The sequence below is a fragment of the Serratia sp. LACPHL-BACT-2024-00286 genome, assembly GCF_043109535.1.
GTDB lineage: Bacteria > Pseudomonadota > Gammaproteobacteria > Enterobacterales > Enterobacteriaceae > Serratia > Serratia sarumanii.
Genome location: NZ_JBICNA010000005.1, coordinates 38,129 through 59,822, shown reverse-complemented (window position 1 = coordinate 59,822; position 21,694 = coordinate 38,129). Strand labels below are relative to the sequence as shown.

The following is a 21,694-nucleotide window of genomic DNA, read 5'->3' as shown; positions in this document are numbered from 1 at the left end:
GGCTTTTTTACGCCTATCGTCTGGACACCAACAGGGCTGCGTATCGCCTCGTCGCCTGCTATTCTGCGAGCGTAATGAAATCACCCGGCAACAGGAGGAAGCATGTACTGGATTAACGGACAACGCCACGATGCGCTGGCGCCGAGCGATCGCGGCCTGCAGTTCGGCGATGGCTGCTTTACTACTGCCCGGGTTATCGATGGTAAAATCGAGCTGCTGCCCTGGCATCTGGAGCGGCTGCAGCAAGCGGCGCAGCGGCTGATGCTGCCCGCCACCGATTGGCTGGCTTTCGAGCGGGAGATGGCGCTGGCGGCCGAATCAATTCCGCTCGGCGTGGTCAAAGCGATACTGACGCGCGGCAGCGGCGGGCGGGGTTACAGCCCGACGGGGTGCGAAAACCCGACGCGTATCGTGGCCCGCAGCGGCTACCCTGCGCACTATTTGCAGTGGCGCGAGCAGGGCATCACGCTTGCGCTCAGCCCGGTGGCGCTGGCGCGCAATCCGTTGCTGGCGGGGTTGAAGCATTTGAACCGCCTGGAGCAGGTGCTGATCCGCGCGCATCTTGACCAGACGGCCGCCGACGAGGCGCTGGTGCTTGACACTGCCGGTATGCTGGTGGAATGCTGTGCGGCTAATTTGTTCTGGCGTAAGGGAAAAGCGGTATTTACCCCGGATCTGAGCCAGGCAGGCGTCGCGGGCCTGATGCGGCGGCGGGTGATCGCGCTGCTGGCGGGCTCGGAATACCGTCTGCACTGCGTCAGTGAACCGCTGGAGACGCTGGCCGATGCCGACGAAGTCCTGGTGAGCAATGCGCTGATGCCGCTGCTGCCGGTAAACGCTGCGCAATCATGGCGCTATGCTTCGCGCCAGCTGTATGATTTTTTGCGTCCACACTGTTAACCATGGCTGATTGATGAAGAAAAGAAAGCTGAAGGTCCTGTCTATTATTGTTGTTCTGGTATTGGCGCTGCTGTTTTGGGGCTACCAGAAGATCGAACGCTTTGCCGATACGCCACTGGCTATCCAACAAGAAACCATCTTCAAACTGCCGGCCGGCACCGGCCGGGTAGCGCTGGAAGGGTTATTGGTGCGCGATAAGCTGGTGCGCAACGGCCGCTGGTTCCAGTGGCTGCTGAAGCTGGAGCCGGAGCTGGCGGAGTTTAAAGCCGGCACTTACCGGTTCACGCCGGGCATGACGGTGCGCCAGATGCTGAAACTGTTGGCCAGCGGCAAAGAGGCGCAGTTCACCGCACGCTTTATCGAAGGCTCACGCCTGCGTGACTGGCAGCAGGTGCTGCAGCAGTCCAAATACCTGAAACACACCCTGGCGGGCAAGAGCGAAGCGGAGATTGCCGCCGCGCTCGGCATTCCTGCGGGAGAAACGCCGGAAGGGCATTTGTACCCGGATACCTATCAGTATACCGCCGGCATGAGCGACATCGCGCTGCTCAAACGCGCACACGTGCGCATGAACAAAGCGCTGCAGGCCGCCTGGGCCGGCCGCGACACCAGCCTGCCGTATAAAACGCCGGAAGAGCTGCTGACCATGGCCTCGATCGTCGAGAAAGAGACCGCGGTGCCGGAAGAACGCAGCAAGGTGGCGTCGGTATTCGTCAACCGCTTGCGCATCGGCATGCGCCTGCAGACCGATCCGACGGTGATCTACGGCATGGGCGAAAGCTATAATGGCAACATCACGCGCAAGGATCTGGAGACGCCGACGCCTTACAACACCTATGTGATCGCTGGCCTGCCGCCAACGCCGATCGCCATGCCGGGTGAGGCCTCGCTGCAGGCGGCCGCCAATCCGGCCAAAACGCCTTATCTCTATTTTGTCGCCGACGGCAAGGGTGGGCATACCTTCACCACCAATCTGGCGAGCCATAACCAGGCGGTGCGCGTGTACCGTCAGGCGTTAAAGGAAAAGAATGAAAAGTAAATTCGTTGTTATCGAAGGGCTGGAAGGCGCGGGTAAAACCACCGCGCGCGATACGGTGGTCAATGTGCTGCGCGAACACGGCGTCAGCGACATCGTCTTCACCCGCGAGCCGGGCGGCACGCCGCTGGCGGAGAAGCTGCGCGATCTGTTCAAGCGCGGCATCGACGGCGAATTGCCGACCATCAAGGCCGAAGTATTGATGCTGTACGCCGCGCGCGTGCAGCTGGTGGAAACCGTGATCAAACCGGCCCTGGCGCGCGGCGCCTGGGTGGTGGGCGATCGCCACGATCTCTCTTCACAGGCTTACCAGGGCGGCGGCCGCGGCGTGGATCCGCAGCTGATGAGCTCGCTGCGCGACACCGTGCTGGGGGATTTTCGCCCGGATCTGACGGTGTATCTCGATCTGCCGCCGCTGGTCGGCCTGCAACGCGCGCAGGCGCGCGGTCAGCTGGATCGCATCGAACAGGAGGCGCTGCCGTTCTTCGAACGCACCCGCGCTCGCTATCTCGAGCTGGCGGCGCAGGATAAAACCATCGTCACCGTCGACGCCGCCCAGCCGCTGGAGCAGGTGACCGCGGCGATCCGCGACTGCGTCGGCCACTGGCTGCGGCAGCAGGAAGGCGCATAATGAACTGGTACCCGTGGCTGAACGGCCCTTATCGCCAGCTGATTGGGCAGTACGCCGACGGCCGAGGCCATCATGCGCTGCTGCTGCACGCGGCGGCGGGCAACGGTGACGATGCGCTGGCCTACGGCCTGAGCCGCTGGTTGATCTGCCAGCAGCGCAACGGTGAAAAAAGCTGCGGCGAGTGCCACAGCTGCCGGCTGATGCTGGCGGGAAACCACCCGGATTATCACGTGCTGGCGCCGGAAAAGGGTAAGAGCAGCCTGGGCATCGAGCCGATCCGCCAGGTGATTGAAACGCTGTACGCCCACGCGCAGCAGGGCGGCGCCAAAGTGATTTGGCTGCCGCAGGCGGAACAGCTGACCGAGGCGGCGGCCAACGCGCTGCTTAAAACGCTGGAAGAGCCGCCGGAGAAAACCTATTTTCTGCTGGGCTGCCGTGAGCCGTCGCGGCTGATGGCGACGTTGCGCAGCCGCTGCCTGTATTGGCATTTGGCCAGCCCGGATGAGCAGCTCAGCCTGCAGTGGCTGGGCCGACAGGCGGCCGGCTCTCAGACGGACCGCCTCACGGCGCTGCGCCTGCACGACGGCGCGCCGCTGGCCGCCGAACAGCTGTTGCAGCCGCAGCAGTGGCAACAGCGCAGCGCCCTGTGCGCCACGTTGAGCGCCGCGCTGCCGCAGCGCGATATGCTGTCGCTGCTGCCGGTGTTGAACCATGAAGACGTCGCCGAGCGCCTGCACTGGCTGTGCGCGCTGCTGGTGGACGCGATGAAGTGGCAGCAGGGCGCGCATCACTATGTATTGAATCAGGATCAGCAGCCGCTGGTGCATCAACTGGCCAGCCTGCTGAGCAGCGCCTCGCTGCAGCAGATCGTGCAGCAGTGGCTGAACTGCCGCCATCAGCTGCTCAGCGTGGTGGGCGTCAACCGCGAGCTGCTGCTGACCGAACAGTTACTTCGCTGGGAACAGATGCTTGGCGCCGCCGGCTATTCCCAACCTCATTCGCTGTAAAGTAAAAGAGTTAAAAATTATGTTGTTAGTCGATTCTCATTGCCACCTTGACAGTCTGGATTATCAAACGCTGCACCAGAATGTGGACGATGCGCTGGCCAAAGCCAAGGCGCGCGACGTCGGCTATGTGCTGGCGGTTGCCACCACGCTGCCGGGTTACCGTTCCATGACCGAGCTGATCGGCGAGCGCAACGACGTGGCCTTCTCCTGCGGGGTGCATCCGCTCAATCTGGAAGAGGGGTATGATTACGCCGAACTGCGTCGCCTGGCGGCGGCGGAGCAGGTGGTGGCGCTGGGGGAGACCGGGCTCGATTACTTCTACCAGAAAGACAACCTTGAGCTGCAGCAGGACTCTTTCCGCGAACATATCCGCATCGGCCGGGATCTGAACAAGCCGGTGATCGTCCACACTCGCGATGCGCGCGCGGACACGCTGGCGATCCTGCGTGAAGAGAACGCACAGGACTGCGGCGGCGTACTCCACTGCTTCACTGAAGATCTGGCCACGGCCGAAGCTCTGCTGGATCTGGGCTTCTACATCTCCTTCTCGGGCATCGTCACCTTCCGCAACGCCGAACAGCTGCGCGAGGTGGCGCGCTATGTGCCGCTGGATCGCATTCTGGTGGAAACCGACTCGCCTTATCTGGCACCGGTGCCGCATCGCGGCAAAGAAAACCAACCCGCCTATGTGCGCGATGTGGCTGAATACATGGCGGTATTGAAGGGCGTCAGCCTGGAACAACTGGCCGAAGCCACCACCGCCAACTTTTCACGTTTATTTCACCTCGAACTGTGATCTTTGACCTAGGCTATAGCTGTAGGTCATTGTCTGCGTAATTTTTTTTAAGCTCGTAATTAATCACTGAAACGGGTAAGGTTCCCTCCCGTTTCAAGGTGATTGATGCGTGTTTTTTGGTCTGTTTCGCCAAACAACAGCCGGTTTATGCAAAGTTACCGCGGCTCGATCATCGAAACGTGATTGTCATCAAACATTGCGCAGGCTATTTATTTTACTCTGCGTAATAAATTCAAGGGGTGCTCAGACACCCTGAATTGCAGGGGTTTTCTCCCCCCCTTGCAGCGCGAATCATCGCGACAAGAAGTAGCAAAGCATTATTACTCAGGAGCACACTCAACTATGTTCAAGAACGCATTTGCAAACCTGCAAAAAGTAGGTAAATCGCTCATGCTGCCGGTGTCCGTGTTGCCTATCGCAGGTATCCTGCTGGGCGTCGGCTCCGCCAACTTTAGCTGGCTACCTGCGGTAGTCTCCCACGTGATGGCGGAAGCGGGCGGTTCGGTCTTCGCCAACATGCCGCTGATTTTCGCCATCGGCGTCGCTTTGGGCTTCACCAACAACGACGGCGTTTCCGCGCTGGCGGCGGTGGTGGCCTACGGCATCATGGTGAAAACCATGGCGGTGGTTGCGCCGCTGGTGCTGCACCTGCCGGCTGAAGAGATTGCGGCCAAACACCTGGCGGATACCGGTGTGCTCGGGGGGATTATCTCCGGCGCCATCGCGGCCTATATGTTCAACCGCTTCTTCCGCATTCAACTGCCGGAATACCTGGGCTTCTTTGCCGGTAAGCGTTTCGTGCCGATCATTTCCGGTTTGGCGGCGATCGTTCTGGGCGTAGTGCTGTCCTTCATCTGGCCGCCGATCGGTACGGCTATCCAGACCTTCTCGCAGTGGGCGGCTTATCAGAACCCGGTCGTGGCCTTCGGCATTTACGGCGTGGTTGAGCGTGCTCTGGTGCCATTCGGTCTGCACCACATCTGGAACGTACCGTTCCAAATGCAAATCGGTGAATTCACCAACGCGGCGGGCCAGGTATTCCACGGCGACATCCCTCGCTACATGGCGGGCGACCCTACCGCGGGCAAACTGTCCGGCGGCTTCCTGTTCAAAATGTACGGTCTGCCTGCTGCGGCCATCGCCATCTGGCACTCGGCCAAGCCGGAAAACCGCGCGAAAGTCGGCGGCATCATGATCTCCGCCGCGCTGACCTCGTTCCTGACCGGTATCACCGAGCCGATCGAGTTCTCCTTCATGTTCGTCGCGCCGATCCTGTACGTGATCCACGCTATCCTGGCTGGCCTGGCGTTCCCAATCTGCATCCTGTTGGGCATGCGCGATGGCACCAGCTTCTCGCACGGCCTGATCGACTTTATCGTACTGAGCGGCAACAGCAGCAAAATCTGGCTGTTCCCAATCGTCGGCATCGTCTACGGTCTGGTGTACTACACCATCTTCCGCGTGCTGATCGCCAAGCTGGATCTGAAAACTCCGGGCCGTGAAGACACCGCTGCCGAGCAGACTGCGCAGGGCGGTTCCGAAATGTCCGCGGCGCTGGTTCAGGCCTTCGGCGGTAAAGAAAATATCACTAACCTGGATGCTTGTATCACCCGTCTGCGCGTCAGCGTGGCCGACGTGTCCAAAGTTGACCAGGCGGGCCTGAAGAAACTGGGCGCAGCCGGCGTAGTCGTCGCTGGCTCCGGCGTGCAGGCCATCTTCGGCACCAAGTCCGACAACCTGAAAACCGATATGGACGAATACATCCGTAATCACTGATTCAGGCAGGGGAGTTACCAAGGGAGGCGAAAGCCTCCCTTTTTTGTTGTTTATTTAATTGAAATATATGGTTTTTATATTTTCAGTGACCACATTATTACCCATCTGATTTGCTCTGTGTCTGGCATCTCTATGAAAACAGATGATAAAAAGCCCCGCTCAAAGGCGGGGCCGGTTCACAGTGATAGGTTGAGCTGATCACGCCCATAGTGGGACGTTGGGAAGGCGTCTTGCGGGATAAAGTCGGGCGGTAATTCTTCGCGCGGTCCGCGCTTTGTTACCAGCTTTTCAACGCTGTTTAGCGTCGTGAATGTGATACTGCATTCGAAATTCTGACACTGATGATATTGGCGTATCGTCATTTCACTGAGACGGCGACTGGTGCGGGTGCGGGCCATAGCACCGCAGATCGGGCAAACAAACATGATGGCCTCCCATGGCGGGAGTTGAACTCCCCGTTATTATGGCCGTCACATCTCACTTTCTGCAATCCATTCAGGTATTTTAGCCTCCAGTTCCAGCCGAGTGGTAAAGCCGTTCCCGTCGATCGAATGGCTCGCCCTGGCGATTATCCAATCCTGATTATCAATATCCGTTTTAAATCCCGATACCTTGCCGTGCTGCTCCGGGTATAAATCGGCGCGGCCGTAGGCCAGGGTAAGGGTAAATTCAGCGGCGCCGCGTTTCAGCTGCTGCCATTTTGCGGCCGCGGCACGTTTGGCGGCCGTTTCGTTATTGTAGGTTTTGCGCAGGACATAGACGTTACCGTCGGCCCCCTCGATGTAATCACCCTCGCGGCTCCTGCTGCGCTGCACTTTCTTTTTCGCCGGCTTGCGGGCCTTCACCGTGACCTTTTTCTTTTTCCCGAATTCCAGATCGAGCCAGTACGCGCGCACCCCGGTATAGGCATCACGATCGGCAATGCGGAAGGCATGACGATCGCCGCTGCTGCGGGTGATGGCGAAGGAGGGGAGCGCCTTGCCGGTGGCGCTGACTCCGCCACCGGGCAGGATAAACAGCAGACTGCCATTTTTCACCGTGGCAATGGCGCCCAGCATTTCGGCCATGCGCGTCAGGAAGGACATATCGCTTTCTTGCGTCTGGTCGGCGTGGTCGATCTCCACCTCCATGAGCTGCTGCGAGATGATGGCCTTCAGGTTGTAGCGCCGGGCGATCGCTGACACCACCCGCTCTACGGTGACGTCATGCCAGGACACCTCGCGCTTGACGTTGAACTCATCGCGAAAATCAGCGCTGCGTGCGGTGATCGTCAGCGTGTCAGGCGGCCCGGCGTGCGCCACTTCATCAACGATAAAAATGCCTTTGTAAACCAGCGCTTCACCGTGCCAGCCCATCGAAGCGGACACCTCGGCGCCGCGCGGCGGCAGCTGCAGCTGGCCGTCAGTATCGTCCACGGTGATCGTCAGCTCGTCGGCCTCAAAGCCGCGGTTGTCAGTCATCTCCAGCGACAAGACGCGCTCATCCAGCCTAGTCAGCTCCTTGCCGCCAAGCATGACACTGAACGCCGGCACTCGCGACAGCTCCGTCTGGTAATCGTTGAACGTGCTGGCGCTGCCACCCAGCAGTGATTTGGCTTTGTCGATCGCGTCAGTAGTCAGTGCCATGGCTCCCCCTTTGGCGCTGATGGTTTCATGTGCGCGCGACGGGGAAAACCACGCGTTGTTGTCGCCGTCGGATGACAACCAGCGCCGCGTGTTGCGCCGGCGTTTTTCGGCGAATATCACCACGAACTCACAAGCATGATGGCGGTACAGTATGACCGACAATTTTTTCCATGGTGCGCGCGTCAAAGAGGATACCGACCTGCAGACCGCGATCAATGACGTTGACTCAACGGTCATTGGTTTGGTCGCGGTGGCGGATGATGCTGACGCAACCACCTTCCCGTTAGATACGCCGGTGCTGATCACGCGAGTAATCAGTGTACTCGGCAAAGCCGGTAAAACCGGTTCGCTCTATAAATCCCTGAAGGCCATTTCCGACCAGGTCAGCACCCGCGTGATTGTGGTGCGCGTGGCGGCGGCCGGCACTGAAGACGGCGCGAAAACCCAGTCGCAGCTGATTATCGGCGGTTCCCAGGCGGACGGCAGCTATACCGGCATGTTCGCGCTTTTGACCGCCGAGCAAAAAGTCGGCTACCGGCCGCGCATTCTTGGTGTGCCGATGTATGACACGCAGGAAGTGACCGCACAGTTGCGGGTGATTGCCAAGCAGTTGCGGGCGTTTTCCTACAGCTATTGCGACGGCTGCGAGACCATCGCCGAAGCAAAAACCTATCGCCAGCAGTTTGCCGAGCGTGAGGGCATGCTGATTTGGCCGAATTTCATCGCCTATAACCCGGTGAGTGGTGAGAACGAAGAATTCCCGGCGGTGGCGTATGCGCTGGGGATGCGCGCGAAGATCGACAACGAGCAGGGCTGGCATAAGTCGCTGTCAAACGTGGCGGTTAGCAACGTGCTCGGCATCACCAAAGATGTATTTTGGGCGCTGCAGGCGGAAGACTCCGACGCCAACGAGCTGAACGCCAACGAAGTCACCACGCTGATTAAGCGTGACGGCTTCCGATTCTGGGGCAACCGCACAACGGATAAGGACGAGTACATCTTCGAGGTGTACACCCGCACTGCGCAGATCCTGGCGGATACCATCGCGGAGGCGCAATTTACCACGGTAGACAGTCCGCTTACTCCGGCAAACGTCAAGGATGTGGTCAGCGGCATCAATGCCAAGCTGCAGGGGCTGGTCACCGCCGGCCGGTTGATTGGCGCCGCGTGCTGGTTCGATATCGTCGATAACCCGACAACCAGCATTCGCCAGGGTAAGGCGGTCGTGCGTTACAACTACAGCCCGGTGCCGCCACTCGAAGATCTGACCATGATCCAGACCTTCACCGATCAATACTACGAAGCGGCCTTCGCGTCGCTGGGAGGGGCATAAGTGGCTATCCCTAAAAAGCTTCGGCTGTTCACGCTGTATGTGGACGGCACTAACCACATCGGCAAGATCCCCAGCGTCACCTTGCCAAAAGTCACCCGCAAGACGGAGGACTATCAGGGCGGCGGCATGCAAGGCGCCGTAGCGGTAGACCTCGGCCTTGACGGCGGCGCGCTTGATGCGTCGATGGTGGTCGGCGGCGTCGTTGAAGAGCTGATCCTCAAGTACGGCGGCGATATCGACGAAATGCGCCTGCGTTTCGTCGGTGAAATCTACAGCGGCGGCACCAGTTCGCTGATGGAAGTGGAAATGCGCGGCCGCATCACCGAAATCGATCCAGGTGAGGCCAAGCAGGGCGATGATACCAACCACACCTACGCCATCAAGAACACCTACTACAAGCTGTCTGTGGATGATAAGGCGTTGCTGGAAATCGACCTGCTGAACTTCATCTACAAGCGCGACGGGAAAAACCTGTACCCCGATCGCATTGTGTCAGCCCTCGGCCTCGGCGGCTGAGTTAATCCTTAACCTACTTTGAAGGCGGCACGCGTGGCCGCCTGGAGAACATGCACATGTCAGTAACGCTCACCACACCGATCAAGCGCAACGACAAAGAGATCACCATCGTCTCGATCACTGACACCATCAAGCAGGCCGGCTCGCTGCGTGGCCTGCGCCTGGTCGATGTACTCAACTTCGACTATGACGCCGTTTCAACGTTGCTAACGCGCGTCACCGCGCCGGCACTGACCGCCGCCGAGATCGCCACGCTGGATACCGGTGACTTTGTGGCGTTCATTGAAGAGATGACGCCTTTTTTGACCAAAGCGGCGCCGTCCGTACCGAACGTGGCGGAGACGGGGAACAAGTAAGGGAACCGCTGTTTGTCAGCGTTGACGATCTCATCGCTGACATTGCTGTAGTTTTTCACTGGCCGCCCTCCGAGATGTACGGCATGGAGCTGCGCGAGCTGATGGCATGGCGCCAGCGCGCCGCCATCCGCAGCGGCAACCATGACGATGACGAGGATGACCATGGATCTTAGTATTCGCGTCGCGTTTAACGCGATCGATAAGCTCACCCGCCCGGTTAAAGCCGCTAGCAAAGCTGTTAGCGGCTTGTCTGACTCCCTCAAGAAAACGCAAAACGCCGTTAAAGACCTGGACAAGCAAGCCGCCAGCTTTGACCGCCTGCGCTCGCAGGCCAACGACACGGCACAGAAGATCAACCGTGCGAAGCGCGAGTTTAACGGGCTGAATCAGACCGTTCGAGAGGGCGGGCAACTGACCGACGCCCAGGCCGCGCACCTGGAAAACCTGCGCGGCAAGCTCACCCGACTGACGCAAACCTACAGCCAGCAAACGGCCAAGCTGCGAGAGGCGGCCCAGGCGGTACGTCAACACGGGATTAATCTGTCTGCCGGCAGCGGTGCGGTACAAAGCGCCATCCGGCGAACAGAGCAATATAACCAGCAGCTTGAGCGGGAGCGGCGACAGCTGGCCGCCGTTACCCAGGCGCAAGTAGGCTACACCCGTGCCAAAGATGCCGCCGGCAAACTACGCGGCGCCGGCATGGGGATGGTTGCCGGCGCATCGGTTGCCGGGTATACCGGCGGCCGCTTCCTGGCGCCTGCCGTGGGATTCGATGCCGAAATGTCGCGGGTGCAGGCGCTGACGCGACTGGATAAAAGTTCGTCACAGCTGGCCGACCTACGCGCCCAGGCGAAAAAACTCGGCGCCGAAACGGCATTTACTACCCGCGACGCCGCCAGCGGGCAGGCGTTCCTGGCGATGGCCGGCTTTACGCCGCAGGCAATTCAGGCCGCGTTACCTGGCGTACTCAACATGGCGCTGGCCGGCGGGATGGATCTCGGTGAGTCCGCAGATATCAGTTCGAACATCCTTTCACAGTTCCGCCTCGATCCGAAGGAGATGGATCGCGTCAGTGACGTGCTGACGGGGGCCTTCACCCGCACCAACACCGATCTGCAGAACATCGGCGAGGCGATGAAGTACGCCGGTACGGGATTATCTAACCTTGGCGTCAGCGTTGAGCAAACGACGGCGATGATCGGCGTGATGGCGAACGTGGGCCTGCGCGGCAGTATTGCCGGTACTGGGTTGCAAACCACGTTCTCACGCCTGGCCGCGCCAACGAAAAAGGCCAACGACGCGCTGAAAGAGTTGGGCGTCACCGTGGCCGACTCCACCGGCAAGATGCGCCCGGCCGAGGACGTTCTCACTGACCTTTACAAATCGATCAAGAAGTACGGCGCCACCGATCAGCTCTCGTTCTTCAAGGATATCGCGGGCGAGGAAGCCGCGAAGTCCTTCCAGGCGCTGGTTTTATCTGCCGGCAGCGGTGAGTTACAGAAGTTGCTGGCCGACCTGAAGAAATCGCAGGGCGAGGCGCTGAAGGCTGCCAAGGTGATGGCGGATAACCTCGGCGGCGACCTGAAGGAGCTGGACTCTGCCTGGGAAGGTTTTCGTATTCAGGTAGAAGAGACTGCCGACGGCCCACTGCGCGATCTGACGCAGGGGCTGAGTGAGGCGATCAACGCTGCGAGCCAGTGGGTGAAGGAAAACCCACGGCTGGCGCAATCCATTCTGTTGACCGCCGGCGCCGTCACCGCCCTGGTGGCCGCGCTGGGGATCGCCAGCCTGGCGACCGGCTTGCTGATTGGGCCGCTGGCTAAGCTGCGTTTGGGCTTCACGTTGCTGACGGGCGGGCGCGGTCTGATGGGAACCGTCAGCGCGCTGCGGGGCTTCGTTGGCGCCGGCGGCAGCGCCATGGCGAGGGTTAGCGGCTGGTCGCGTGTGCTGGCTTCGCTCTCCAGTGGCTTCCGTGGGCTGCTGGGTTCGCTGGTGCCGCTACGCAGCATGTTGATGGGCGTATTTATGGCGCCGTCGGCAGCGCTGGGTTCATTGGTGCGAGGTGTGATGGGGCTGGCGCTGCGGCTGACGGGCCTGTCTACGCTGTGGGGGATTCTTACCGGCGCGCTTTCGGCGCTGGGGGCGGTGCTGTCGTTCCTGCTGAGTCCGATCGGGTTGATTGGTGCCGCCTTTGTCGCGGCCGGCGTGCTGATTTGGAAATATTGGGAGCCGATCAAGGCGTTCTTTGTCGGCTTTGGTTCAGGCGTCATGGCGGCGCTGGCGCCGCTGCGTGACGCATTTGCACGTATCGCACCGATCTTTGGTGTGATTGGTGACGCACTCAGCAGCGTGTGGGACTGGTTTACCAAGTTGCTGACGCCGATGCAGACCAGCAAAGAGACGCTGGATAAATGCGCCAGCGCCGGCGAGACGTTCGGGCGGGTGTTTGGTGCAGCTCTGCAGCTGTTGTTTGCACCAATTACATTTCTGATGGATTCGGTCGGCTGGCTGCTTGAAAAGCTGGGGTTAATCCCTGATGGCATCGAGCAAGCCCGCATTAAAGCCGAAAAAATGAAGTTGGAGCTTACCCCGGAAGGGCAGCAGCGGTTGGGTGGCAAGGTAGGGTTACTGGCTGGTGATCTCGCGAGTATTACCAAACCTGCTTCAGTCAGCATTGATGCGCCTAAACCTCCTGCCCTGACAGGTGACACGGGCACGCTACGCCGTCTTAACGAGATCGCCGGCAATACCAAGGCGACCGCCGACAATACCAACGCCACCAAACGCATCGGCCCGGGGGACATTGTCTTCAAAAATCTGCCGCGCGCGCTGGCACTGCGTGGGGCGTACCAGGAAGCGCGGGTGATGCCGCAACCGGTGCCGCGTGTGGCGGCCGCTGCCGGCGGCGGGGTGCTCTCGGTGCCGTCGGCGTCACAGCCGGCCGCGATGACCCCCGTGTCCGCGCCTGGCGGTGGCGGGCCTATCTTCCAGTTGGTCTTTAACGATGTTGGCCAGCGTTCGGATCAGGATCTGGAACGGATGGTGCGTAGCGCGGTGCGCGATGCGATGGCCAGCACAGTCAGGGGTAACCGCGGGTCATTCCGCGATCGAGATTAACGGGAGTCAAAAACATGATGATGGTATTCGGGATGTTCGTTTTTACGCTGCGCACAGCGCCTTACCAGCAGCTGCGCCATTCGCAGGACTGGCGCCACGTCAAGAACGATCGCATCAACCAGTCTGCCGGCTGGCAGTATATCGGGGCAGGGGATGACAGTATCACGCTTGACGGCGTGCTCTACCCTGAGATCACCGGCGGCAATCTGTCGCTGTCGAGCCTGGAAACGATCGGCTTTACCGGCCGGCCCTGGCCGCTGATTGAGGGGGACGGGCGAATTTACGGCATGTACGTGATGACGCGGCTGGAGCGGGGGAAGTCGGAGTTTGACCGCTACGGCAACCCGAAAAAAATCGAGTTCTCCATCAGCCTGAGCCGTGTCGACAGCGATTTTCGCGAGAAGCTACAAATGACGTCGGCGAGTGATGTGCTCGGTGAGCTGCGCACCAGCGCCAGCCGGGCGATCAACTCGGTGACACAATCGGTAAACGGTCTGTTCGGGTGATGTATAGCGCGGTCTGACTGTACTCGATACCGGCAGATATAGACGGCGCCAGCTGTACTGCAGGAGAAGAAAAAGCCCCGAAAGGGGCTTTTTTTATGCGGCGCGATACCAGCACATCAGCTTGATGTGGCTTTCTACAATGCTGAATTCCTTGCCGCCGCCGACCTCGTCAGACGTCAGATCGATGCCGTGAACGTGCGGGCCTATTTCGACAGAGTGAGCGTGCGGGCCCAACTCCATTTCGTGGTCGTGCTCACCGGCTTCATCAGTATCACCTTCCTGGTAAGGGTCGAAGAATACCCGGTTGTTACCGCCTAATTCATAATCGCTATTACGTTTAGGGACGCCATGATGCGCGTGTTTACCACTCGTGCTCGTCCTTTTTGTACCGTAATCAAACTCCGACGTACTTTTGATTCCGTGGTCAAACTCGCCCACCTGGCCGCTGACGCCGTGGCTGTGCTTCGGCATATTTTCAACGCTCAGTGTTACTGTGTCCGAACCGCCGGCGGTCAGCACATCCGAGCCATCGGCCTTGCCGATGCGGATCGTTTTATTCTCGCCGGTATAGTGCCAGGTGGTGCCGGGCCACTTTTCGTTGGGATTCAGGTTCGTCGCAAAGAAGATACTGATCCCCGGCGGGTAAATATCATCAAATGCCGCTTTGCTTTCCGCCAGCGCGTAGGCGTCGTCCGCCCGGTTCTTGGCTTCTCGAAACTTCGTGTCGACGTACTCCACGGTTGCGATGATGACCGTGGGGTCGATCAGTAGCTGCACGTCCTTTGTGCTGCTGACGGCCAGCTCAACACGGATCACTGAATTGCGCCCCGAGCCTTCGGCAAGATGCGATTTGTAGGTGTCGGGCAGGCTACCAACTGCAACCAGCACACCATCATCAGCATAAAGCCCGACTTCCCTGATCCAGAAGCCGCCGAACTCCGGCGGAATTATCATTTCCGCGCTGATCACGTTGGCCGATTCGCTCACGATAGTCAGCGCGTTGAGCGCGGCGCGGTATTGCTCGCCGATCAGCCCGGCCTGTTCTGGTGATGGCGTTGGTGTGGCGCCGGCGCCATCGCCCACGGCCATTGTGCTGATCGCCATAGGCTGACCGGTCTGCGCGGCCAGCGCCAGCTTGGCGGCGCCGGCATGGGTCAGGATGCTGAAGAATTCCGGCATGATCCCCCCTTACATGCCCAGCTTGGATAGGGCGACGGCGTCGCTGTCGTCTGCCGTATGCAGGAAAATGGCTTCGCGCAATGTGCCGTAGCACGGATTTACCTTGCCGCTGGTAAACGTACTGCCGACATAAATCGGCTGCGGGAATGACGTCAAATCAGCCAGCCGCCCCGTCGTTGACGTGTCCCTTGCCTTCAGCGCTCCCGCTTCGTAGCCGCGAATTTCGCCGCCGTCGACGTCAAACAGTGCGGCGGAGGGTACGTAATCCGCATACGGGGTTCTGACCGCGCCCATCGCGATGCCGTTCACGCCCGAGCCATTCCATGTGCTGTCTCGCGTGCCGTAGCGCCAGGCTTCAATGTCCTTTTGCTGGTTAGTGATCTGCGTGCGTAAATAGGCCATCGGTAGCCCGGCAATGCTGATGCCCACCAGAATGCCCAGCGAGTCCGCGCGATCGTTATCCGCCATGCGGCCGCTGATGGCATATTTCCCGCTGCGCTGCACGCGATGGTTTTTCTCAGATCGCAAATACGCGCCGCCGTTGCTGGAAATCTTGATGATCACGCCCGGCGCGTCGCCGCTGTCGTCATACAACACTTGCGCGCCGTCACCCTGCATCACGCTGATGTAGTCATCGTTCGCGAACAGGGAATACAGCTTGCTGACCTCCTTGTTCGCGTTCATCTTGACGCCGAACGCCGGGTTAATGGCGCTTTCGACCTTGCCGTAGATATCGTTGTCGAGTAACCAGGTAATGCGCGCCATACAGCCGGCCTCATCGGGGATCACTCCGCCATCGGCCAGCACGCGGGCCTTGTGCGCATTAAAAATAGCCTGGTCATCCAACACATAGGCCGATAATTTCAACGCCGGGCGGCCGCCCCAAGGGTAAGGGGTGCCGCTATTAAATCCGATAGTCATTCGTTTTCTCCTGATAATGGGATGCGATCCAGCGTCATCCAGTTGTAAAGCGGGAAGGGCGCGCCGTTGCGCGTGATTTTCTTACTGACCATGGGCGATGAATCGCGCAGGCACGTCAGCGGGTAAGTTCGGCCGTTAGCGTGCTGTGTCTTGTTGTTGAAACCGACGAGCAGAAAATCATTTGCGGCCGGTGCTTTATCGCAGGTGATGCGCAAGGTTGTCCCGTCCACCACGTCAACACTGAGGATGGCGGCGGATTTCAGCTCAAGCGAAAGCCCCTGATTTTTTACGTCGCCAATGAATGCGTTATCGATAACAAGCGGTGGATACGGCATTTTGCAGCGCGCTTCGATGACACTGCCTGTCACGGTGACCGACTCGATCGTCGTGTCCGTCCAGGTGCCTTTTTTCTCGTCATCGTACAGATGCCAGTGAATGGCCTGCGCCTGGTATTCGCCCTGCAACACTTTACCGGCGGCGTTGATATGGCTGAGTGAACCGTCGCTATACAGCCAGTTGAGCGGATATTTCGGCCCGTAGCAGATGGCGTTTGCATGCCGGCGCACGTATTCGCGCTGATCGACGGCAGAAATGGAATAGGGCTGTGTGATGACCTCTTCGCCGAGCGGGTTGCCTTCCTCGTCTACTGCCTGCGCTTTACTGTTAAGGCGGCTCCCGACCTGGCCGATCACGATCACAATCTCGTCGGTTTGCCCGGTGATCGCCTTGTAATCCGCTATCCGGCGCGGGAAATAGGTTTCTTCTTTCGCCAGATAATCACCGGGCAGCAGGTTGTCGCCGTTGTCGTTGTCGGTTTCGCCATGCTCAAACAGCAAGACGACGACCTTGCATTTTTTCCCGACCGCGTCAGCGATTTGTTTCGCGCGCGTCACCATGTCGATGCCGTTCTGATACGGCACGGTGCCGGGTGAGATGTTCGCGAATGACTGGCCGCCGGCGGCAGCTGGCGCGTGGAAAAATACCGGCCATGTCTGGCCGTTCTCTGCCAGCTTATCGAGCAGGGTATAGGTTCGCGGCAATGAATGGCCCTGTCGCCAGCCGGCGGCGGGGTATTGCAGATCGTTGGCCGTGTCGCGATCGTCGTCGGTGACGGCTTTGAGATTGCCGCCTTCGGGGCGGCCGTTAGCCAGCGCCAGCGCGTAGCCGCGATAGCGCGGGTCGTAATTCATGATGTTGATATTCGATCCGTTGTGGCTGTCAAAGGACGCCGCCAGCGACTGGCCGTCTTCAGTCGTGATATGCATCTCGCCGCCCGGCACCATTTCGCGCTTCGACTTGATGAACATCACCGCATAGCGCGGCGCGATCTCTCCCGACGGCAGATAGCTGAACAGCACCGCATCGGGGCCGAGATTGTGGGCTGACACGACGGGGTGATCGTTCCACAGAAGCTGTTCGCCGATATGCAGGGCTAATTTTCCCTCTGCCGGCCGGATGTTGGCGGAAATATAGTCCTGCACGGCAGTGGTGCCGAGGCCGGCCAGTATTAACCCGGCATCATTCGCGCGCAGGCCATAGATGATCCTGGGGTCAGCGTCTTTTGAAACCAGCAAGGAGTGCCAGCCCTGAATGCGGCGGGTGATTTTTGTCGACAGCAGGCCGTCCAGGCGTTCCTGTAATACATCATCCATCCACGGAATACGCCACGCGCCATTTTTTTCAATTAGGCCGTAGGAATCATCACCGTTTTCAGCCGCAAAGAAATAAGCCAGCCCTGGATAACGGTTGGTTTTATTCTTTGGCAAAATGCCCAATAAATAATCCTGAACGGCCGCTTCTAACCCGCCCAGCCATAAGCCGGATTGATTATCAAATGCGCCGTAGGTTTCATCCGGCCCGCCCTCGGCATTAAAAATGATGGGGTATTTATCGGAGTGATAACTTTTAATGGACTTGATCCGGTTTTCCAGTGTGCCGACAGTCAGCATGGTTGATACCAGTTGCGTCAGGATCTCCGCGAGGTAGTTGCCTGAGGCCAGAAAACGCCCGGTTGGCGTGGCCAGACCGTTGATGTTCTGATATTCGTCCATCCAGTGTTTGTCATCAGTCGATCGGACGTTAAACAGGGCATCGGCGGGCAGCTTGCCGTTGTCAATATCGCGCTGGGCATCAGACAGGGTCTTATACCAACCCTCGCCGAGGCTGATCGTTGCCATCAGTGAATCGAACAGGTTACGCAAATACTGTGTTCGGGCGGCCAACTGCCCGGCCTGAATATTTACCGCGCCGCTTTCGCCACCTTTTACCCGATCGCTGTCTTCGACCTGGTTAATGGATTCTTCCCATTTTGACTGTTCGTTTAATTTACTCATCGTTCGCGTTCCCGGTGTAGAAATAATGGCCGCTGTGTTTAATTTTGCCGTCGTAGTAAAGGGGGATATCGGGCGTTTTCCCTGCCGGGTATACCGTCAATATTTCCCCCTGATAACTTGCTGCACCGATGTGGATCGTTCCTCGGGACGTCGCCGCAATATTGAGTTGACTCAGATGGCGACTGACCGGTTTGGCATCCGCAACCAGGCGATTTAATTCGGCAAGCGTCTTTTCGGTGATGCCCACCTCGTTGACGTCGACCTCAAGCCGAAAGGTGCCCGGCCTATCGCCGGTGTCGAACCATTCGGCAAAGGTGGCAGAAAATCCCATGCTCTCAATCACCCGCCGCACCGCGGCGCGGGTGCCCTTGCGGCGGTGCTGCCAGAAGGATTGCTGGATCGCCGCTATCTTTTTCTCTGCCGGCCAGTTCTTGTCCCAGCGGTCGACCGACAGCGCCCAGGCGAGATACGGCAACAAATCAACCGGGCAGGCGGTCGGCGTCCACAGCGTGCGCAGCGCGACAGTGATCGCCGACAGTCGCGCAGTGACCGTTTCGGTGTGGCGCATCCAGGCGCCGGCGGAGGGGGGGAGCAGGGTGTTATTCATCCGTCCCGCCGTTCTCTACCGTGTAGCCGATGTTGCGCGCAGCCTGCGTGTCGGAGATCTGCAGGTCAGTCGAGGGCGAACGCAGTACTACACGCTGCACCCCCTGCACATGCAGCGAGGCGGAGATCGCCGACCTGGCAACGTCACGCCCGATCTTCTTGTCGTTATCGGCCAAAAAGCCACGCAGCGACGCCATGGCGGCGTTGATGATGGGTTCCGACTCCGGCCCCGGATACAGGAAAAGCTCGGCATCAATCGAATAGTCGACGATATCCGCGCTGCGAACCGTCACGCGGTCGCCCAGCGGCCGGACTTCTTCATCGTTGACAGCGGCCGTTACGGCGGCCAGCAGCTCGGGCGAGGCGGTGCCGTCGCCGTCGGTCGACAGGATGGCGATCACCACCTCCGCCGGCGCCGGGCTGGTTGCCCTTGCGTCGGCAACCTTGCCGTTGGCACTGCGGGCAAAATATTCATACGCCGCCGACGGGCCGGCCACGCTCATGCCCTCGAATGCGGATTGCGCGCGCAGGCGCAGGGCTTCGTCACTTTCCATCACCGCGTCTGACGTGTCCGTTTCCGGGGTGATCGTCAGGCGCTCGGTGTCGAGGTTGGCGGCCAGGTTGTCCAGGTCGGTGCCTTCGGCGTGGCTCAGCATGCAGGCGGCAGCCCCCTCGTTGATTCGCCGGCGCAACAGCAATTCGCGGTAGGCCATCGCCTGGGCGATCACGTTGAGCGGCTCGGACTCCAGCGACAGGGCGGCGGCGACCGATGCCTGCTGGTCAGCAGGAAAGGCGGCGATCATCACCGCCTTAACGTCAACGAGGATCGTCTCGAAGTCGAGTGGCTCGATGATCTGCGGTGATGGCAACTGCGACAGGTCAATCGTTGGCATCGTTGTGACTCCTTAACTCAATCGTCCCGGCGCTTTTCTCCATGCTTTCCGTCAGCATGCCGGCCATCTCGGCCGTGACGGCGCCGGTGGGCGAATAGCTGATGTTGATAGTGTCCAGCGCAAGGCGCGGCTCCCATGCCGCCAGCGCGATCACGGTCGCGCTCATGAGCTGCAGGCGGGTGACGTCGTTCTGCGGGCTGTCGAGCAGGTCTGGCACCAGCGAACCGTAGTTACGGCGCATGACGCGCGAACCGATGGGCGTCAGCAGAATGTCATTGGCTGACTGCCAGACGTGATCCGCATCGGTCAGCGTACCGGTGCCGCTGTTATTCATGCCGCGGTACTTCTCGCTCATCGGGTGCCCTCCGTCCAGTCGCCACCGCGCTGCACGCCGCCGTGGTCGTGGTCATCAACCTGCACGCCGTTCGACACGAAGGCGCCTCCGGTGTGATTGAAGTCACCGTGCATCTCGCCACCTTCGGTGACGTCGAATCGCTTGGTTTTGAGCAGCTCGGTGCATTCCACGACGGGCGAATCCAGGATCACTTTGACCTCGGCCGTTAATTTGGCTGTTTTGATGCCGCTGACTTCCAGCGCGCCGGCGTCAGCGTCATAACGGAATTTGGCGCCGTCCGGGGCGGTGATCACCATCTCGTTACGCGAGCCGCCGGGGGCGGGGTGATCGTTGCTGTACAGGCTGCCGCCAATAATGGCCGTCTCCGGGTTGCCGCCGATGCACACCAGCCAGACCTGCTCGCCGAGCGACGGCGGCATCCAGATGCTGAATGCGCCGGCGCGCTGCGCATTCCAGCGCAGCCAGGTGGTATCTAATCCGCCGGTGGCGACGCGCACGCGCTTGTTGTCTTCGTCGATCGCCGTGACAACGCCAACGCGGATCAGGTTTTCCAGCAGGCGAATGAGTTCGGCCGCGTCCACTATTTCACCCCCAACGAGTCAATGACCGAACGGGCGATCGCCATGCGGTCGGCTTTGGTGATCCCCAGCACCTCGCGGCGTGGGTAGGACGCCATCGCGCCAGACTTGTTTACCCTATCGCGCAGGCCGTACTGGTGCGTGCGCGCAATACGGCCCGCAACGCCGGTAAAACCGACGGTGGCGCCGCCGGCATCGGCGCGCGCCTTCAGGAAGCGCGCGGTGCGCAATCGGCGAAACATCGGATCGGCCTTGGTGGTGTCCTTGCGCGTCTGGCTGAAGTTGATATCGAGGTAACGCTCGATATCCTCGCGATAGAAGGAGCGGACGGCGCCGCGGCCTTCATCGAAACCGGTCAGCATGCGGCCGCGGCTGCCCTTGGTTGCCCGCCAGTTTTTCAGGCGGCGGGTTTCGCCGTTCCAGATAAAGCCAATCCCGGCCTGTGAGCGCAGCACCTTGCGGCGGCGCTTCTCAAATTTTGAGCCGTCCGGGTTTTCCTGGCGGGCAATGCGCCGCGACTGGCTCTGGCGCAGCATGCGGCCGACTTCACGCGCGGTGCGGATACGCCCGGCGGGGGACATGCCGCCGAGAATATCGGCGAACACCTGATCCAGTTCATGAAACAGCGCGGCATCGGTCATGGCACCAGCTCCCCGCCACTCTCAGGATCGAACACGATTTGCCAGTCGCCGCCGTTGATGCGGGGCTTGTCTTCCGCCAGGTGCTGCGCGACGGGCTTGCCGTTCTCGATAGTGACCATCACGCGTTCCCATACCGGCACCTTCAGCAGAATGTCGGCGCTGTCGTCGCTCACGATATCGGCGTCAAACTCAATCTTTTTGTTGCTGTCCGGGTTCAACAGCAGGTCGGGCTGGTTCTCCCAAATCCACGCCAACAGCGGCAACATGAGGTCATCCAGTTGACCGGAAAAGTCCATTGCCAGCACCTGGATCGGGTACACGTACATGAACGAGCTTTCGCCGGTGGCCTGGATCTCGATATGGCCTTTTTCCACCCATACCGTAAACAGCTCAGGGTTGGCCTTGCACCAGGTGTTGGCCGCGATCAGTGCGTCGCGCAGCAGTTCGGCTTTTTTCACTTCATCCCCCTGGCGATACGCCGTAGTTCGAGTTCTCGTATGGCCGCCTTATCGGCATTGCAGGTGTCCAGCGCATCCAGCAACCGATCCGCCCAGGGCGCCAGGCTGCCGTAAGTCATCGGTGAAGGTGC

24 protein-coding genes are annotated in these 21,694 nt (G+C 59.9%); 12 read left to right on the top strand and 12 right to left on the bottom strand.

Annotation, left to right across the window (positions count from 1 at the left end; translation table 11 throughout):
* Positions 1-102: 102 nt before the first annotated feature.
* The 6 genes from pabC (at position 103) to ptsG (ending at position 6,146) form a co-directional block, all read left to right on the top strand.
* Positions 103-900 (top strand): aminodeoxychorismate lyase, encoded by a 798-nt coding sequence (gene pabC, locus ACF8MC_RS15930; RefSeq protein WP_164104794.1) that lies wholly within the window; start codon positions 103-105, stop codon positions 898-900.
* A 13-nt stretch (positions 901-913) separates the two neighbouring features.
* Positions 914-1,939, top strand: a complete 1,026-nt coding sequence (mltG, locus tag ACF8MC_RS15925; protein WP_033646443.1) for an endolytic transglycosylase MltG — start codon at positions 914-916, stop codon at positions 1,937-1,939.
* Positions 1,929-2,567 (top strand): dTMP kinase, encoded by a 639-nt coding sequence (gene tmk / locus ACF8MC_RS15920; RefSeq protein ID WP_033646442.1) that lies wholly within the window; start codon positions 1,929-1,931, stop codon positions 2,565-2,567. The genes mltG and tmk overlap by 11 nt, the downstream gene beginning before the upstream one ends.
* On the top strand, positions 2,567-3,574 hold the full coding sequence (gene holB / locus ACF8MC_RS15915; RefSeq protein WP_033655059.1) for a DNA polymerase III subunit delta': 1,008 nt from the start codon (positions 2,567-2,569) through the stop codon (positions 3,572-3,574). The genes tmk and holB overlap by 1 nt, the downstream gene beginning before the upstream one ends.
* 19 nt (positions 3,575-3,593) lie before the next feature.
* A complete protein-coding gene (locus tag ACF8MC_RS15910; protein WP_016928186.1) occupies positions 3,594-4,370 on the top strand; it encodes a metal-dependent hydrolase in 777 nt (258 codons plus the stop codon).
* Positions 4,371-4,712: 342 nt separating this feature from the next.
* On the top strand, positions 4,713-6,146 hold the full coding sequence (ptsG, locus tag ACF8MC_RS15905) for a PTS glucose transporter subunit IIBC (protein WP_016928184.1): 1,434 nt from the start codon (positions 4,713-4,715) through the stop codon (positions 6,144-6,146).
* Positions 6,147-6,322: 176 nt separating this feature from the next.
* On the opposite strand, the gene ACF8MC_RS15900 is transcribed toward ptsG, so the two are convergent.
* A complete protein-coding gene (locus ACF8MC_RS15900; RefSeq protein ID WP_072062302.1) occupies positions 6,323-6,571 on the bottom strand; it encodes an ogr/Delta-like zinc finger family protein in 249 nt (82 codons plus the stop codon).
* Between the two features lie 45 nt (positions 6,572-6,616).
* Positions 6,617-7,771 carry a phage late control D family protein gene (locus tag ACF8MC_RS15895; RefSeq protein WP_049300621.1) on the bottom strand — a complete coding sequence of 385 codons (1,155 nt, stop codon included), beginning with the start codon at positions 7,769-7,771 and terminating at the stop codon, positions 6,617-6,619.
* Positions 7,772-7,922: 151 nt separating this feature from the next.
* Here ACF8MC_RS15895 and ACF8MC_RS15890 point away from each other — a divergent pair, with 151 nt between their 5' ends.
* From ACF8MC_RS15890 to ACF8MC_RS15865, 6 genes are read left to right on the top strand one after another with little or no spacing between them, the layout of a single operon-like run.
* Positions 7,923-9,104 (top strand): phage tail sheath subtilisin-like domain-containing protein, encoded by a 1,182-nt coding sequence (locus ACF8MC_RS15890; protein ID WP_049300577.1) that lies wholly within the window; start codon positions 7,923-7,925, stop codon positions 9,102-9,104.
* The gene (locus ACF8MC_RS15885) at positions 9,105-9,620 is read left to right on the top strand and encodes a phage major tail tube protein (protein ID WP_048233361.1); all 516 of its coding nucleotides are present in this window, start codon (positions 9,105-9,107) and stop codon (positions 9,618-9,620) included.
* A 56-nt stretch (positions 9,621-9,676) separates the two neighbouring features.
* Positions 9,677-9,976: a tail protein gene (locus ACF8MC_RS15880; RefSeq protein ID WP_048233363.1), complete on the top strand. Its 300-nt coding sequence runs from the start codon at positions 9,677-9,679 to the stop codon at positions 9,974-9,976.
* Positions 9,977-9,984: 8 nt separating this feature from the next.
* The gene (locus ACF8MC_RS15875) at positions 9,985-10,149 is read left to right on the top strand and encodes a GpE family phage tail protein (protein ID WP_072055827.1); all 165 of its coding nucleotides are present in this window, start codon (positions 9,985-9,987) and stop codon (positions 10,147-10,149) included.
* Positions 10,139-13,093: a phage tail tape measure protein gene (locus ACF8MC_RS15870; RefSeq protein WP_049300578.1), complete on the top strand. Its 2,955-nt coding sequence runs from the start codon at positions 10,139-10,141 to the stop codon at positions 13,091-13,093. Before ACF8MC_RS15875 ends, ACF8MC_RS15870 begins: the two co-directional genes overlap by 11 nt.
* A gap of 14 nt (positions 13,094-13,107) precedes the next feature.
* Positions 13,108-13,599: a phage tail protein gene (locus tag ACF8MC_RS15865; RefSeq protein WP_049300579.1), complete on the top strand. Its 492-nt coding sequence runs from the start codon at positions 13,108-13,110 to the stop codon at positions 13,597-13,599.
* Between the two features lie 93 nt (positions 13,600-13,692).
* Here the strand turns inward: ACF8MC_RS15865 and ACF8MC_RS15860 are convergent, their stop codons facing one another.
* Genes ACF8MC_RS15860 through ACF8MC_RS15815 form a run of 10 tightly spaced genes read right to left on the bottom strand, consistent with a single transcriptional unit; the run spans position 13,693 to position 21,682 of the window.
* Positions 13,693-14,778, bottom strand: a complete 1,086-nt coding sequence (locus tag ACF8MC_RS15860; RefSeq protein WP_049300580.1) for a phage tail protein — start codon at positions 14,776-14,778, stop codon at positions 13,693-13,695.
* Between the two features lie 9 nt (positions 14,779-14,787).
* Positions 14,788-15,699, bottom strand: a complete 912-nt coding sequence (locus ACF8MC_RS15855) for a hypothetical protein (RefSeq protein ID WP_049300581.1) — start codon at positions 15,697-15,699, stop codon at positions 14,788-14,790.
* Positions 15,696-18,032: a hypothetical protein gene (locus ACF8MC_RS15850; RefSeq protein ID WP_049300582.1), complete on the bottom strand. Its 2,337-nt coding sequence runs from the start codon at positions 18,030-18,032 to the stop codon at positions 15,696-15,698. Before ACF8MC_RS15850 ends, ACF8MC_RS15855 begins: the two co-directional genes overlap by 4 nt.
* Positions 18,025-18,639 (bottom strand): phage tail protein I, encoded by a 615-nt coding sequence (locus ACF8MC_RS15845; protein ID WP_049300583.1) that lies wholly within the window; start codon positions 18,637-18,639, stop codon positions 18,025-18,027. The genes ACF8MC_RS15850 and ACF8MC_RS15845 overlap by 8 nt, the downstream gene beginning before the upstream one ends.
* Entirely contained in the window at positions 18,632-19,531 is a 900-nt protein-coding gene (locus ACF8MC_RS15840) for a baseplate J/gp47 family protein (RefSeq protein ID WP_049300584.1), read from the bottom strand. The genes ACF8MC_RS15845 and ACF8MC_RS15840 overlap by 8 nt, the downstream gene beginning before the upstream one ends.
* The gene (locus ACF8MC_RS15835; RefSeq protein ID WP_049300585.1) at positions 19,518-19,886 is read right to left on the bottom strand and encodes a GPW/gp25 family protein; all 369 of its coding nucleotides are present in this window, start codon (positions 19,884-19,886) and stop codon (positions 19,518-19,520) included. The genes ACF8MC_RS15840 and ACF8MC_RS15835 overlap by 14 nt, the downstream gene beginning before the upstream one ends.
* Positions 19,883-20,467, bottom strand: coding sequence for a phage baseplate assembly protein V (locus ACF8MC_RS15830; protein ID WP_049300586.1), 585 nt, complete (start codon positions 20,465-20,467; stop codon positions 19,883-19,885). Before ACF8MC_RS15830 ends, ACF8MC_RS15835 begins: the two co-directional genes overlap by 4 nt.
* Complete coding sequence (locus ACF8MC_RS15825) at positions 20,467-21,105, bottom strand: phage virion morphogenesis protein (RefSeq protein WP_049300587.1); 639 nt, start codon at positions 21,103-21,105, stop codon at positions 20,467-20,469. Before ACF8MC_RS15825 ends, ACF8MC_RS15830 begins: the two co-directional genes overlap by 1 nt.
* The gene (locus ACF8MC_RS15820) at positions 21,102-21,563 is read right to left on the bottom strand and encodes a phage tail protein (protein ID WP_049200214.1); all 462 of its coding nucleotides are present in this window, start codon (positions 21,561-21,563) and stop codon (positions 21,102-21,104) included. Before ACF8MC_RS15820 ends, ACF8MC_RS15825 begins: the two co-directional genes overlap by 4 nt.
* Positions 21,560-21,682: a hypothetical protein gene (locus tag ACF8MC_RS15815; protein WP_255612211.1), complete on the bottom strand. Its 123-nt coding sequence runs from the start codon at positions 21,680-21,682 to the stop codon at positions 21,560-21,562. Before ACF8MC_RS15815 ends, ACF8MC_RS15820 begins: the two co-directional genes overlap by 4 nt.
* Between the last annotated feature and the right edge of the window lie 12 nt (positions 21,683-21,694).